Here is a 14,343-nt window from a genome sequence, read left to right as displayed (position 1 = left end):
ACCGCCTTAAGAAAGGCTTAGACAGAGGGGCTTAAGCTACGGCTTCGGTCGGCCCGCCTCGGCAAGAGGACCTTGCAGCAGGCTTCGGGCATGGGTGAGAAATCACTCAGCGGCACTGAGAACCGGTACCGGCATGACTTGGATCAGTCGCTGGAGCAGTCTGGAGCGCTCGCCCGCCGCCTTTTCGGCGCTTGCCTGCCGGACGTGGCCATAGCCGCGGATCAGCGCCGGGACCGAGACCAGGGCTACCGCGGCCTCGATCTTGCCCGGCGCCAGCGAACTGGCCACGAGCTGTAGATCGGCCTCGTACTGCGCCAGCAATTGCCGCTCCATGCGCCGCTCGGCGGTGTAGCCGAACAGGTCGAAGGCCGTGCCGCGCAGGCCCTTCATGGCAGCCAGCAGGCGAAAGCCTTTCATCATCCAAGGGCCGAAGCTCGATTTCCTGGGTTTGCCGTCATTGCCGCGACGTCCCATGATCGGCGGGGCGAGATGGAATTCAAGTTTCTCGTAGCTCTGGAACTGCATGCCAAGCGCGGCGGCGAAGGAGCCGTCGGTATAGAGCCGCGCAACCTCGTATTCGTCCTTGATCGCCATCAGCTTGAACAGGCTTTTGGCGGCAGCTTCGGTCACGTCGGTCGAGCCCGGCACGGCCTTCGTTTCTGACCCTCGCAGCGTCGATATCCTATCGGCGTAGCGCTTGCCGTAAGCAGCGTTCTGATAGGCCGTGAGGAAGGCAACACGGCGGGCGATGATATCGTCCAGTGTCTCAGCGACCGGACCGGCCTGTCCGGCCTTGTCGCCGAGGGTTGCGGACGGCTGGGCGATGAGGCCGCGCACGAAATCCGGCTGATGCGCGGCGCGGCGGCCCCAGCGGAAAGCAGCGATGTTCATCGCCACCGCTTCGCCATTCAATTCAATGGCCTTTTCGACGGCTTCGGCCGAGAGCGGCAGACCGCCGTACTGGAAGGCAAAGCCGAGCATGAACATGTTGGCGCCCAGCGAATTGCCGAACAGGGCTGTGGCGGTGCGGGTGGCGTCGAAGAAATGCGCCTTGTCGTCACCGGCCGCTGAGCGGATCGCCTTCTTCAGGCGCTCGATCGGCAGCGAGAAATCGGCCGATCGAGCAAATTCGCCCGGCATGATCTCGGCGGTGTTGGCGAGGAAGATCGTATGCCCCTCGCGCACCGCCGTCAGCACTTTCTTGGCGCCTGACACGACCAGATCGCAGCCGAGCACGAGGTCGGCCTTCCCCGCCGAAACGCGGATGGCATTGATGTCTTCCGGTGTGCGGGCGATGCGGACATGGGTGAACACCGAGCCACCCTTCTGGGCGAGGCCGGCCATGTCGATCATGCCGCAACCCTTGTCCTCCAGATGCGCCGCCATGCCGAGCACGGCACCGACGGTGACGACGCCGGTGCCGCCGACGCCGTCGATGATCGCCGCCCAGCCCTCGACGCCGAGCGGGAATTCGGCTGGCATGGGCACGCCTTCAAGCGGGTCGGTCCCGCCGGCCAGGCCCTCGGCCTTGCGGATCTTGGCACCGTGCACGGTGACGAAGGACGGGCAGAAACCGTTGACGCAGGAGAAATCCTTGTTGCAGCTCGACTGGTCGATCTTGCGCTTGCGGCCGAATTCGGTTTCGACCGGCTGGATCGAGACGCAGTTCGATTGCACGCCGCAATCGCCGCAGCCTTCGCAGACCAGTTCGTTGATGAAGACGCGCTTGTCGGGATCGGGAAAGGTGCCGCGCTTGCGACGACGGCGCTTTTCGGCGGCGCAGGTCTGGTCGTAGAGCAGGATCGATACGCCCTTGACGTCGCGCAGCTCGCGCTGGACGAGGTCGAGGTCCTCGCGGTGGTGGATAGTGGCGCCGGCCGGGAATTCGGCCTTCCCGGCATATTTGTCGGGTTCGTCGGTGACGATGGCAATGCGGTCGACGCCCTCTGCCCGCACCTGCCTGGCGATCATGTCCACCGTCAGCCCGCCCTCATGCGGCTGGCCCCCAGTCATGGCGACGGCGTCGTTGTAGAGGATTTTGTAGGTGATGTTGGCCTCGCTCGAGAGGGCGAAGCGGATCGCCAGCGTGCCGGAATGATTGTAGGTGCCGTCGCCGAGGTTCTGGAAGATGTGGTCGCGCCTGGAGAACGGCGCCTGGCCGACCCATTGCGCCCCCTCGCCGCCCATGGCGGTAAAGCCAACTGTGTTGCGATCCATCCACAGCGCCATGAAGTGACAGCCGATGCCAGCAGCGGCGATCGAGCCGTCAGGCACCTTGGTCGAGGAATTGTGCGGACAGCCCGAACAGAAGAAGGGTGTGCGCGAGCCGATGTCGGTGGCATCGGCCAGCATCGCCTGGAACTGGCGTAGCTTGGCTACCCTGGCCGAAATCTCTTCGGATGGGCCGATGGTCTTGAGGATTCTCTCGCCGAGCGCAATGGCGATCTCGTTGGGGTCGAGCGCCCCCTTGGCCGGAAACAGCCAGTCGCCGCGCTCGTCCTTCTTGCCGACGATGACCGGCTGCGAGGCCGTGCCGTAAAGGCTTTCGCGCAGTTGCACCTCGATCAGCGAGCGTTTCTCCTCGACGACGACGATGGTGTCGAGACCGCGCGCGAAGTCGGCGATGTGCTGCAGGTCGAGCGGCCAGGGGCAGCCGACCTTGAACAGCCGCACGCCGATGCGGTTGGCGGCCGCCTCGTCGATGCCGATATCCTCCAGCGCCTGACGGACATCGAGATAGCTCTTGCCCAGCGTGATGATGCCGAGTTTCGGATTGTGGCCGCCCGAATAGACGAGCCTGTTCAGCCCATTGGCATGGATGAAGGCGGAGGCAGCGGCACGCTTGTGCTCATGCAGCCGTTCTTCCTGGCCGAGCATGTCGATCTCGTGGCGGATGTTGAGGCCGCCCGGCGGCATGTCGAAATCCGGGACGACGATGTTCAACCGTTCGAGCGAGGCGTCGACCGAAGCCGTCGATTCGATGTTGTCCTTGACGCATTTGATCGCCGCCCAGGTGCCGGCGAAGCGCGACATGGCAAAGCCGTACAGGCCGTAGTCGATGATCTCCTGGACACCGGCCGGGTTGAGGATCGGCACCATGGTGTCGACGAAGAGGAATTCCGTGGCGTGCGCATTGGTCGAGGATTCGGCCATGTGGTCGTCACCCATGAGCGCAAGGACGCCGCCATGTCTGGACGAGCCGGCGAGATTGGCGTGGCGGAACACGTCGCCCGAACGATCGACGCCCGGCCCCTTGCCGTACCAGATCGAAAAAACGCCATCATGGGTGCCCTCGCCCAGCAGTTCCGTCTGCTGCGAGCCCCAGCAGGCGGTGGCGGCCAGCTCTTCGTTGAGGCCGGGCTGGAAAACGATGTCGGCCCCGGCGAGCTGCTTTTTCGCCTTCCACAGCTGCATGTCGAGGCCACCGAGCGGCGAGCCCCGATAGCCGGAGACGAAGCCTGCCGTGTTCAGGCCGGCGCGGCGGTCGCGCTCGCGCTGCATCAGGAGCATGCGGATGACCGCCTGCGCGCCGGACAGGAAGATGCGCTCCTTTCCAAGATCAAACTTGTCGTCGAGCGCGACATCGTGCAGCGTCATCAGGCATTTCCTCTGCGAAGGCCGCGCGGGGCAGCAGCCAACGTCGGGATCGGATGACGCATCCTTTCTCCCCTTGCAAGGCAGGTCAAACAAAATCGAAAGGACCGGCCAACGCGCGACAAGCAGTTCGGCGGGCGCTGGATCACGCATGAAACGGTGCGCCGACAGCGCGATGGCATACGAAAATTCCAGCCGAAATCGATGCCGTCGGAAGGTGTCAGCCGGCTTTCGAGCAGTCCGGCTTCGGCTCGCCCGGCAGCTTGCCGTCGGGATGGCCGGCGAGGTCGGGGTTGGCCGTGTAGAGTTGGTCGATGACCAGCGGCCGATCGGGCAGGATGGACTGGTCTTCCGTCGACATCAGCGTGGTGTCGATCTCCTGCAGGACCGCGCCATCGGCGCCCTTGATGCTGATGGCGATGGCATAGGGCTTGTTCCTGACGACGCAGGTCAGCGCCGGGCTTTCCAGGCTCACCTTGTCGAGCTTCGGCCAGATCTTCTGCTCGACCACGAAGGGATCGCCACCGGCGGGGTTCTGGAAACTGGCAACCGCCACCTGACCCTCGCCCATCGGCCGCAAGGGTCTCAGCGTCACGACATAGGTCGCCCTGGCGAGGCGGTAGTTGAAGACGAATATCTTGCCGGAAACTTCAAACAGCTTGCCTTCACCGCCGGTATCCCGGCAAGCGCCAAGCGTCATCGCCGCGATCAGCGCCGCGCCAGCAACCGTCGAGCGGGAAAGAATTCTAGGCATTCCTGACCTCATTGGCCGCCATGCGGCGGCGATAGTGACGGCTTGCCTTCTGCCTGTTGCCGCACACCGCCATGTCGCACCAAAGGCGGCTGGAATTGCGGCTTCTGTCGACGAACAGCCAGGTGCAATTGGGACAGATCCTGAGCCTCGCGACGGTGTCGTCACGCAGCAGGGAAAGCGCCGAAACCGCCAGTGCCGCCTCGAAGGCGATCGGCGTCGCCGGATCGCCGAACGGCCGTCCCTGCGCCCCGATCTCGGTCCCGCCGGCGGCCAGGCCGTCGGCGCAGGACCGCAGGAATTCGGGCAGATCGGCGGTGGCCACCGCGCCTTTCAACACAGCGCCTCGAAACAGCCTATCGGTCGTCTCGCGGATCGACAGCACGACGGGCGCGATTGCCGCCGGCGAGGACACCGCCAGCCGCCTGTCGCCAAGCTCGGCGGCGCGAAAGCCGCTGGCCGCGTCGGCGAAGCGGGCGATTTCGGCCGGATCGTCGAAGCGGTCGAACGTGCGCTCCGGATCGCCGCGCAGCACGACGGTGTTCGCCGTGTCGAGCGCGAGCAGGCCGCCGGTGAAGCGGTGAGAAGTCCAGGCAACTGTCATTCCCGAACATCTAACCGATAAATCGCGTTTGACAAGTTAGATTCGACGATGCAAACCTCGGATGCGCAGGGTATCGTCGCCTTTGTCCGCTCCGCGCTTGTCCTATTCCCTCTTGGGCGGGATGCTTCTGGTGTTGTCGAGCATGCTTTACTTCTTCCAGCAGGTGCTGAACGGGCTGCATTCGGGTGCGCTCTATGCGTTGCTCGCCTTCGGCTATGTGCTGACCAACGGCATTCTGCACCGCACCAACCTCGCCTATGGGGCGCTGTTTGCCTTTTGCGGCCAGGCAATGATCCTGAGCGTCGCCTTCGGCTACCAGGTGCTGTGGCTGACGCTGCTTGCTTCGGTGCTGTTCGGCGTCCTCGCGGCGTTCCTCTATGCGGCGCTCATCAGCCATGTCCTGTCGCGCAGCGTCTTCGAGCCGTTGGCTGACCGCTCGCCCAACGCCATCGTGGTGACGACGCTCGGCATCCTGCTCGTCCTGTCGGAAGCAAGCCGCATCGCCGCCGACACGCATGATCTGTGGCTGCCGCCGATGCTGGCCGAGCCCATCGTTTTCGCCGAACGCTCAGGATTCAAGGCGACGCTGACGCTGATCCAGGTGCTCGACTGCGCCGTGGTCGTGGCGGCGGTCGCCCTCGCCACCTGGGTATTTGCCCGCTCAAGCTTCGGCCGGTGCTGGCGCGCCGTCTCCGACGACCCCAGGGCCGCCGCGCTGTGCGGCGTCGACGTGCGCGGCGTGTTCCGGCGTGCCGTGCTGTTCGGCGGCTTCTGCGCCGCGCTGGCCGGGATCATGGCCAGCCTCTACTATGGCAATGTCAGCTTCGGTTCCGGCCTTGTCTACGGCCTGAAGATCCTGTTCGTGACGGCGGTCGGCGGTTATCTCTCGCCGCCAAAGGCGGCGCTGGGCGCGGCCGCTTTCGGCATGGCCGAATCACTGTGGGCCGGCTATTTCCCGGTCGAATGGCGCGACGCCTGGATGTATCTGTTCCTGGTTGCCATGCTGATCCTGATCGGCGCCGGTCGCGACACCGGCAAGGTCGTCTGATCCCGCCAGACTTTGGTTGCATGACGTTTCGTCAGGGCGCGGTTTTCCACCGTGCCGGGAGCGCCGATGGCCTGCATCCGTCCTCCCCTTGTTGACCAACCGGACCACGCACTGCATACGGTTGGGCCAGGCGGCGCGACGAAAAGGGCGATCGCGCGTCACCGCATCAGGGAGGAATGCATGGCAGGGCTTCTCGCTCTATCCAGAACGATCGATCGTATGAACGAGTTCATCGGCAAATCGGTATCCTGGCTGATCCTGCTGGCGATCCTGGTGAGTGCGGCCAACGCGGTCATCCGCAAGGTGTTCGACACCTCGTCCAACGCCTGGCTGGAGCTGCAATGGTACCTGTTCGGCGCCGCCTTCATGCTGGCCGCCGCCTACACGCTGAAACAGAACGAGCATATCCGCATCGACATCGTCTACGGCCTGTTTTCACGCCGCGTGCAGCACTGGATCGACCTCTTCGGCCATGTGTTTTTTCTGATGCCGTTCGTGACGCTGATGGTGTTCTATTTCGTGCCCTACGTGTCGCTGTCGTTTCACAGCGGCGAGATGTCGACCAACGCCGGCGGCCTGATCGTGTGGCCGGCCAAGGCGATCCTGCTGGTCGGCTTTTTCCTGCTCGCGCTGCAGGGCATTTCCGAGATCATCAAGAAGATCGCCATCATGCGCGGCCTCATTGAGGATCCCAACCCATTCATTTCCGTGCACGAACAGGCTGAACTCGAAGCCAAGGCGCTCGCCGAAGAGGTGCGTTCGTGATGGAGTTCATCGCCCAGAACATGGCGCCGATCATGTTCGCCTCGCTGATCCTGTTCATGCTGATCGGCTATCCCGTCGCCTTTTCGCTCGCCGCCAACGGCTTGATGTTCTTCTTCATCGGCGTGCTTCTGACACCCTATTCGGGCGGCGCGATCAATCTCGCATGGCCACTGCTCTATGCGCTGCCGGACAATTTCTACGGCAGCCGGGTGATGTCGAACGACACGCTGCTGGCAATCCCGTTCTTCACCTTCATGGGCATCGTGCTCGAACGATCGGGCATGGCGGAAGACCTGCTCGACACGATCGGCCAGTTGTTCGGGCCCGTCCGCGGAGGCCTCGCCTACGCGGTGATCTTCGTCGGCGCACTGTTGGCCGCGACCACAGGCGTGGTGGCGGCGTCCGTCATCGCCATGGGACTGATCTCGCTGCCGATCATGCTGCGCTATGGTTATGACCGCCGGGTGGCATCCGGTGTCATCGCTGCCTCGGGCACCCTCGCCCAGATCATTCCGCCATCGCTGGTGCTGATCGTTCTCGCCGACCAGCTCGGCCGCTCTGTCGGCGACATGTATGCCGGCGCCCTGATCCCCGGCCTGGTGCTGACCGGCCTATACACGCTCTACATCGTGATCATGTCGATCGTCCGGCCAAAGTCGATGCCTGCCCTGCCGCTCGAGGCGCGGACGCTCGGCCATGGCGTGGTGTCGTTGCTGATCGCGTTGATAGCGGCCATTGCGGTCGCCTATGCCGCCTACCGTTACCTGGTGCCCGCTCATGGCGACAATGCCGATATTCTCGGCGCGACGGTCGGCGTCGTCTTCATCTACATCGTCGCGATCCTCGACCGCAGCCTGAACATCAACATGATGTCGCGGCTGGCGCAGCAGGTCGTGATCGTGCTGATCCCGCCGCTGGCGCTGATCTTCCTGGTGCTCGGCACCATCTTCCTCGGCATCGCCACCCCAACCGAGGGCGGCGCGATGGGCGCGGTCGGTGCGCTGGCAATGGCGGCAACGAAGGGCCGGCTGTCGATGGACGTGATCAAGCAGGCGCTGGCCTCGACGACGCGGCTGTCGTCCTTCGTGCTGTTCATCCTGATAGGCGCGCGGGTGTTCTCGCTGACCTTCTACGGCGTCAACGGCCAGATCTGGGTCGAGCATCTCTTGACCTCGCTGCCGGGCGGCGAAGTCGGTTTCCTGATCGGCGTCAACATGCTCGTCTTCTTCCTCGCCTTCTTCCTCGATTTCTTCGAACTGGCCTTCATCATCGTGCCGCTGCTGGCGCCGGCGGCCGACAAGCTCGGCATCGACCTGATCTGGTTCGGCGTGCTCCTGGGCGTCAATATGCAGACCAGCTTCATGCATCCACCATTCGGCTTCGCGCTGTTCTACCTGCGCTCGGTCGCTGCCCGCGTGCCCTATCTCGATCGCCTGACCGGCAAGCAGATCGCGCCGGTGACAACGGGCCAGATCTATTGGGGCGCGGTGCCATTCGTCTGCATCCAGGTGATCATGATCGGCCTGACCATCGCCTTCCCACAAATGGTGATGCGCTACAAGGGCACGGCCGTCGATTCCGGCACGATCGACTACACGGTGCCCGGGGTGCCCAGCCTGTCGCCGCTCGGCGCGCCGGACGGTGGCGGCGCGCCTGCCAATGGCGGCGCCGCACCGACGGCGCCCGGCACGCCCGATCTGTCGCAGCCCCCGAATTTCGGCGATGCGCCGCCGGCCAAGCCGGCTGCACCCGCGCCGGACCTGTCGCAACCTCCGAGCTTCAATTGATGGAAACGATGCCATGAAAGCCGTGCGGTTGGAGGCAGTGGGCAGCATCTCGTTGCGCGAGATCGCCAAACCGGTCCCGGGCCCGGACGACCTCCTGGTGCGGATCGAAGCCTGCGGTGTCTGCGGCACCGACCGGCATCTTTTCCACGGCGAGTTCCCCTGCAGGCCGCCAGTGACACCCGGGCACGAATTCTCCGGCATCGTCGAGGCAATCGGCACCGCCGTCTCCGGCTTTGCCGTCGGCGACCGCGTCACCGGCGACCCCAACATCGCCTGCGGGCGCTGCGGCCATTGCCATGCCGGCCGCGTCAATTTGTGCGGCAATCTCACCGCCATCGGCATCCACCGCGACGGCGGCTTTGCCGACTATGTGGTGATTCCGCAGAAACAGGCCTTTGTCCTTCCCGCCGATCTGAAGCCAACTCATGGTGCTTTCTGCGAGCCGCTCGGCTGCTGCCTGCACGGCGTCGACCTTGCCGAGATCAAGCCAGGCAGCTCGGTGGTCGTGCTCGGCGGCGGCGTCATCGGCCTGCTCACCGTGCAACTGGCGCGGCTGGCCGGGGCCACCACCATTATCCTGTCGACACGGCAAGCCTCGCGGCGCGCGCTTGCCAGCGAACTCGGTGCGACGGCGACGGTCGATCCCGCCGCCACCGATGTGATCGAGGCCATCGCCGGTCCGGCCGGACTGATGCCCGGTGGCGCCGACGTGGTGTTCGAATGCGCCGGTGTGCGCGAGACCGTCGAGCAGTCGATGCGGCTGGCAAGGGCGGGCGGCACCGTCGTCATCGTCGGCGTGACGCCGCAAGGCATGAAGGTGGAATTCGAGCCTTTCGACCTGTTGTTCCGCGAACTCAAGGTAGTGGGCTCATTCCTCAATCCCTACACGCATCGCCGCGCCGCCGAGCTTATCGCGTCGGGTGTGATCGAGATCGATCAGTTGATCTCCAGGCAAGTCACGCTCGAAGAGGCGCCAGGGGTAATCGCCAATCCGCCGGCTCCGGGTGAAGTGAAGGTGCTGGTGGTACCAGCTATGGGCTGAGGTTCAGGCTTCGCGGCATTTGGCGATTGCCGTCGCCGTCGAGCAAAGAAAAGCCCCGGGGAACAAAAATGCCCCGAGGCTTTCGAAAAGCAAAGTACGATCGCCTACAGCTTGCCGTTGCGCTGCTGGACCATCATGAAGGTGTCGTAATTGTATTCGGCCACCTGCGCCCAGAGATAGTGCTCCTTGCGGAAGCCCTTGATCGATTCCCAGATCTTCTTGAACGGCGCGTTCGAGGCTTCCATTTCGGCGTAGACCTCGTTGGCCTTCTCGAAGCAGGCGGCCATGATCTCCTGGCTGAATGGGCGCAGTTTGGCGCCGCCGGCCACCAGCCGCTTCACCGCCGGAGGGTTCACATAGTCGTATTTCTGCAGCATGTTGGCGTCCGCGGCCTGGGCGCACGTCCGCAGCAGCGACTTGTAGGTCGGCGAAAGCTCGTCGTATTTCGCCTTGTTGAACATCAGGTGGACGGTCGGGCCGCCTTCCCACCAGCCGGGATAGTAATAATAGGGCGCGACCTTGTAGAAGCCGAGCTTCTCGTCGTCATAGGGGCCGACCCATTCGGCGGCGTCGATGGTGCCTTTTTCCAGCGCCGGGTAGATGTCGCCGCCGGCGATCTGCTGCGGCACCACGCCGAGCTTCTGCACCACTTTGCCGGCAAAGCCGCCAATGCGCATCTTGAGGCCGGAGAGGTCGGCGACGGTGTTGATCTCCTTGCGGAACCAGCCGCCCATCTGCACGCCGGTGTTGCCGCCCGGCAGGCCGAACAGACCTTGCGTGGCGAGAAACTCATTGAACAGATCGATGCCGCCGCCATGGTAGTGCCATGCATTCATGCCGCGCGCGTTGAGCGAAAAGGGCACCGCCGCACCCAGCGCCCATGTCGGGTCCTTGCCCCAGTAATAATATGCCACCGTGTGGCAGGCCTCGACCGTGCCGGCCGTGGTGGCATCGGCGGCCTGCAGGCCGGGAACAAGCTCGCCCGCGGCAAAGACCTGGATCTGGAAATTGCCGTCGGTGGCTTCCGACAGCATCTTGGAGAACACTTCGGCCCCGCCATAGATGGTGTCGAGCGACTTCGGGAAGGACGACGCCAATCGCCATGTCACCTTGGGGTTGGACTGGGCGATTGCCGGTGCGGCGAGCGTGGCCGCCGCCGCGGCTGCGCCGACGCCGGTGACGCCGGCCTTGCGGATAAATGAACGACGATCCATGCAGTTCCTCCCTTTTGGACCAACAAACCGACGTTCGGGAAATCCTCGGCTCCCGCATCGGTTCGCTCGAAACAATACACGGGCAAGGAGTCGAGTCCAGCACGGCGGCCGGATTTGATGGCGAAGCCATGCGACCCTGCAACTATAGTCTAACAGGCGGTTTCGTGGCCCATGCGACACGCTGAGACTTGGCTGGAAAAATGCCCGGGGATCGCTTATTTAGAGGCAGGACATCCCTTGCCAGATGGAAGACAGACCCAAAATGCAGCAGCCGCTCGTCGCCATATCGACCGACGTCCGTCAGTTCGACAACTACACCTGGCATGCCGCCCCCCAACAATATCTGGAAGCAGCAATCGTAGGTGCCGGCGTTTTCCCACTGCTCGTGCCATCGTTCGGCGACCGGCTGGACTTCGACGAACTTCTGTCGTCGGTCGACGGCGTCATGTTGACGGGCTCGAAATCCAACGTCGACCCCTCGCTCTATGGCGGCGATGCCAGCGAAGCGAACGGCCCCTATGACACCGCGCGCGACTCCACGACGCTGCCGCTGATCCGCAAGGCTATCGAGCGTGGCGTGCCGCTGCTTGCCATCTGCCGCGGCATCCAGGAATTGAACGTGGCGCTCGGCGGCACACTGGGCACCGAGATCCAGGAACGCGAGGGGTCGCTGGACCACCGTGCGGCGGTGAGCGACAAACAGGATGAGCGCTTCGCCATTCACCAGACCATTTCGATCAAGGCAGGCAGTTGCCTGGCCGGCGTGTTCGGCGCCGGCGACATCAAGGTCAATTCCTTGCATCGCCAGGCGATTGACCGGCTGGGATCGAAGCTCGAGATCGAGGCTGTCGCCACCGACGGCACGGTCGAAGCGGTTTCGGTCAAGGGCGCCCGCGCCTTCGCCGTCGGCGTCCAGTGGCATCCCGAATACTGGGTCAAGTCGGACAGTAATTCCGCCAAGATTTTTCGCGCTTTCGGCGATGCGGTGCGCCTGCATGCCGCCGCGAAAGCCGGCGCGCGGGCGGCGGCGGAGTAGTCAGTTTCCAGGTTTCAGGCCACCGTCTGATGCCAGCGACAGCAACGGCTGGGCCGGCGCGTAGGATTCGTAGCCATCGCCATCAGCCACGGCAAAGGTGACGATCGGATCGATGCCGTTGGCGCTGAAGGCAACGGTTCCGTCGTTTTGCTCGCGCCAGAATTTAGCCCGCTCGAGGCCCGGCAGGAGCCGTCGGCAATTCGGCGCCACCGTCAGCAGCGACAGGCCATCCGAGACCGAGGCGCCGCGCGTGACCGCGCATGCGCCTTCGTCGCCATTGGCAATCAGTCTGTAGGCATTGGAAGGCGTGGCCTCATTGGCAATGCTTTCCCCGCTGCCGTCATGAAACAGCTGAACGCCGCCAAACAGCGCGGCGGCACCGATCAATGCGAAAAGCGTTTTCATCATTCCTCATCCAGCACACAGGAAAGAATGATTTCAAAGGGTTAAGCGGACGTTAATAAGTGTGGCAGTGCCACCGCTCAAGGGCGAGCCTTCACATGCGCCGTCTCGGGCACTGGTGTCAGCGGCCTGCGGTCGCTGAACCACGACACCAGATTGTCGACGCACAGATCGGCCATGGCGCGGCGTGTATGCTCCGAGGCCGAGCCGACATGCGGCAACAGAGAGGCGTTTGGTAAGTCGAGCAACGCTTTGGGGACATTCGGCTCGTCGGCGAAGACATCGAGCCCGGCCGCGGCGATGGTGCCGTCGGCGAGAGCGGCCGCAAGGGCCGCCTCGTCGACGGTACTGCCGCGGCCGATGTTGACGAAGACGCCGTTCGCGCCGAGCGCCGACAGGATCGCGGCATTGACCGCTTTCTGTGTCGAAGCACCGCCGGGCGCCACCGAAATCAGCGTGTCGACTTCCTCGGCCAAGCCCTTCAGCGTGTCATGGTATTGGTAGGACAGGCCTTCGACCCGGCGCCGGTTGTGATAGGCGATCGGCAGGCCGAAGGCCTCCAGCCGCCGTGCAATGGCCTGTCCGATGCGGCCCATGCCGAAAATACCGACGCGGCGCGCGCGCAAGGTCAGCCGGCTCAGCGGATAGTTGCCCTTCTTCGCCCAGCTGCCGTCACGCAGCCAGGTTTCGGCACGCGGCAGATCGCGCACCGTGTTGATCAGCAGCCCGATCGCGGTGTCGGCGACCTCTTCGGTCAGCACGTCGGGCGTGTTGGTGACCATGATGTTCTTCGCCGCCGCATGGCCGACATCGACCGAATCGTAGCCGACGCCGAACGAGGCTATGAGTTCGAGCTTCGGCAACGCATCGATCATCGCCGCACTGATGCCGGCAAAGGATGCGATGCCACGCACCGCGCGGCGCATCTCGTCGGTGACCAGCGCGGGATCGGCGCGCTCGATGCCGATGCGATTGAACGTCCGGTCGATACGCGCGACGGCGTGGTCGCTGAAATCGGCCGGCACCAGAATGGCAACGGCTCCCAATTGTTCGGCCTTGGTCATGCACGCTCCACCGGCTTGCCGGTCGACTGGCGCACATGCAGTTCCGGCTTGATCAATTCCTGCGAGGGCCGCACCGTCTGCCCGTTGAGCTTGTCGAGCAGCGCACTGGCGGCGCGGCGGCCGACCTCGCGCTGGCCGTTCCAGACGGTGGTCAGCGCCGGCGTGGCTATCGCCGCCTCTTCGAGGTCATCATAGCCGGTGACGGAGATGTCGACGCCCGGCACAAGGCCGGCACGCGCAATGCCGTTCATCAGGCCGATGGCGACGAGGTCGTTCCAGCAGCAGGCCGCGGTAGGCCTGTCCTTCAGCGCCAGAAACTGCCCGGCGGCCTCGAAACCGGCCTGCTTGGTGCGCGGGCCTGATATGCGCCAGGATGGCCTGACTTCAAGCCCGGCTGCCTCCATGGCGTTCACATAGCCCTGATAGCGATCGCGGCCGGTCGAGGTCTGGTCGGTGCCGCCGATCATGGCGATGCGCTTGTGGCCAAGCGAGATCAGATGGTTGGTGGCGAGGCCCGTGCCATAGGCATCGTCGCCGCGAAACACCGGCACGTCGGCGCCCTCGACGGTGCGTGCGATCAGCACCGCCGGCAGCCCATTCTCCTCGGCCATGACGATATCGGACGCCGGCGTGCCGATAGCCGGCGACATGATGACGCCATCGGCGCCGAGCTGCAGCAATGTATCGATGAAGGTGCGCTGTTTTTCGAGCTGATCGTAGTGATTGGACAGGATGAAGGTCTGTCGGCTGCGGTCGAGCTCACTCTCGATCGAGCGCAGAATCTCGGCGAAGAACGGGTTCATGATGTCGTGGACGACGACACCGACAATGCCCGAGCGCGAGGTGCGCAGGCTGGCGGCGCGGCGGTTGTAGATATAGCCGATGGCGCGCGCATGTTCCTTAATGCGGTCGCGCGTCGAGCCGGCAACCAGCGGGCTGTCGCGCAGTGCCAAGGATACGGTGGCCGTGGACACGCCGAGCGCATCCGCGATCGTCGACAGCTTGATCTTCTGTGCCAGCCTTTCGCTCCCCGTCG

General features: G+C 64.2%; 12 protein-coding genes. 5 read left to right on the top strand and 7 right to left on the bottom strand.

Annotated elements, in window-relative coordinates:
* Positions 1 to 102: 102 nt before the first annotated feature.
* The 3 genes from LB571_RS06640 to LB571_RS06630 form a co-directional block, all read right to left on the bottom strand.
* The gene (locus LB571_RS06640; RefSeq protein ID WP_224593174.1) at positions 103 to 3,597 is read right to left on the bottom strand and encodes an indolepyruvate ferredoxin oxidoreductase family protein; all 3,495 of its coding nucleotides are present in this window, start codon (positions 3,595 to 3,597) and stop codon (positions 103 to 105) included.
* Between the two features lie 217 nt (positions 3,598 to 3,814).
* The gene (locus LB571_RS06635; RefSeq protein ID WP_224593160.1) at positions 3,815 to 4,348 is read right to left on the bottom strand and encodes a hypothetical protein; all 534 of its coding nucleotides are present in this window, start codon (positions 4,346 to 4,348) and stop codon (positions 3,815 to 3,817) included.
* Positions 4,341 to 4,949 (bottom strand): CGNR zinc finger domain-containing protein, encoded by a 609-nt coding sequence (locus LB571_RS06630; RefSeq protein ID WP_140723386.1) that lies wholly within the window; start codon positions 4,947 to 4,949, stop codon positions 4,341 to 4,343. Before LB571_RS06630 ends, LB571_RS06635 begins: the two co-directional genes overlap by 8 nt.
* Before the next feature lie 142 nt (positions 4,950 to 5,091).
* Between LB571_RS06630 and LB571_RS06625 the strand changes: the two genes are divergently transcribed.
* The 4 genes from LB571_RS06625 to LB571_RS06610 all read left to right on the top strand — a co-directional run bounded on the left by LB571_RS06625 (position 5,092) and on the right by LB571_RS06610 (position 9,591).
* Positions 5,092 to 5,997 carry a branched-chain amino acid ABC transporter permease gene (locus LB571_RS06625; protein ID WP_224593158.1) on the top strand — a complete coding sequence of 302 codons (906 nt, stop codon included), beginning with the start codon at positions 5,092 to 5,094 and terminating at the stop codon, positions 5,995 to 5,997.
* A 180-nt stretch (positions 5,998 to 6,177) separates the two neighbouring features.
* Positions 6,178 to 6,762 (top strand): TRAP transporter small permease subunit, encoded by a 585-nt coding sequence (locus LB571_RS06620; protein ID WP_224593156.1) that lies wholly within the window; start codon positions 6,178 to 6,180, stop codon positions 6,760 to 6,762.
* Complete coding sequence (locus LB571_RS06615; RefSeq protein ID WP_224593834.1) at positions 6,762 to 8,549, top strand: TRAP transporter large permease subunit; 1,788 nt, start codon at positions 6,762 to 6,764, stop codon at positions 8,547 to 8,549. Before LB571_RS06620 ends, LB571_RS06615 begins: the two co-directional genes overlap by 1 nt.
* Positions 8,550 to 8,562: 13 nt before the next feature.
* Positions 8,563 to 9,591, top strand: a complete 1,029-nt coding sequence (locus LB571_RS06610) for a zinc-dependent alcohol dehydrogenase family protein (protein WP_140723388.1) — start codon at positions 8,563 to 8,565, stop codon at positions 9,589 to 9,591.
* A gap of 104 nt (positions 9,592 to 9,695) precedes the next feature.
* Here LB571_RS06610 and LB571_RS06605 read toward each other — a convergent pair whose 3' ends face one another.
* Positions 9,696 to 10,805, bottom strand: a complete 1,110-nt coding sequence (locus LB571_RS06605; protein WP_027142806.1) for a TRAP transporter substrate-binding protein — start codon at positions 10,803 to 10,805, stop codon at positions 9,696 to 9,698.
* A 244-nt stretch (positions 10,806 to 11,049) separates the two neighbouring features.
* Here LB571_RS06605 and LB571_RS06600 point away from each other — a divergent pair, with 244 nt between their 5' ends.
* Complete coding sequence (locus tag LB571_RS06600; RefSeq protein ID WP_224593154.1) at positions 11,050 to 11,841, top strand: gamma-glutamyl-gamma-aminobutyrate hydrolase family protein; 792 nt, start codon at positions 11,050 to 11,052, stop codon at positions 11,839 to 11,841.
* Here LB571_RS06600 and LB571_RS06595 read toward each other — a convergent pair whose 3' ends face one another.
* The 3 genes from LB571_RS06595 to LB571_RS06585 form a co-directional block, all read right to left on the bottom strand.
* Positions 11,842 to 12,246 carry a hypothetical protein gene (locus LB571_RS06595; RefSeq protein WP_224593152.1) on the bottom strand — a complete coding sequence of 135 codons (405 nt, stop codon included), beginning with the start codon at positions 12,244 to 12,246 and terminating at the stop codon, positions 11,842 to 11,844.
* Between the two features lie 77 nt (positions 12,247 to 12,323).
* Complete coding sequence (locus LB571_RS06590) at positions 12,324 to 13,307, bottom strand: 2-hydroxyacid dehydrogenase (protein WP_140821654.1); 984 nt, start codon at positions 13,305 to 13,307, stop codon at positions 12,324 to 12,326.
* Positions 13,304 to 14,326 carry a LacI family DNA-binding transcriptional regulator gene (locus LB571_RS06585; RefSeq protein WP_023772401.1) on the bottom strand — a complete coding sequence of 341 codons (1,023 nt, stop codon included), beginning with the start codon at positions 14,324 to 14,326 and terminating at the stop codon, positions 13,304 to 13,306. The genes LB571_RS06590 and LB571_RS06585 overlap by 4 nt, the downstream gene beginning before the upstream one ends.
* Positions 14,327 to 14,343: the final 17 nt, after the last annotated feature.

The sequence above is a fragment of the Mesorhizobium sp. BR1-1-4 genome (assembly GCF_020165375.1).
GTDB classification, from domain to species: domain Bacteria; phylum Pseudomonadota; class Alphaproteobacteria; order Rhizobiales; family Rhizobiaceae; genus Mesorhizobium; species Mesorhizobium australicum.
This window is presented reverse-complemented; position numbering and strand designations above follow the sequence as displayed.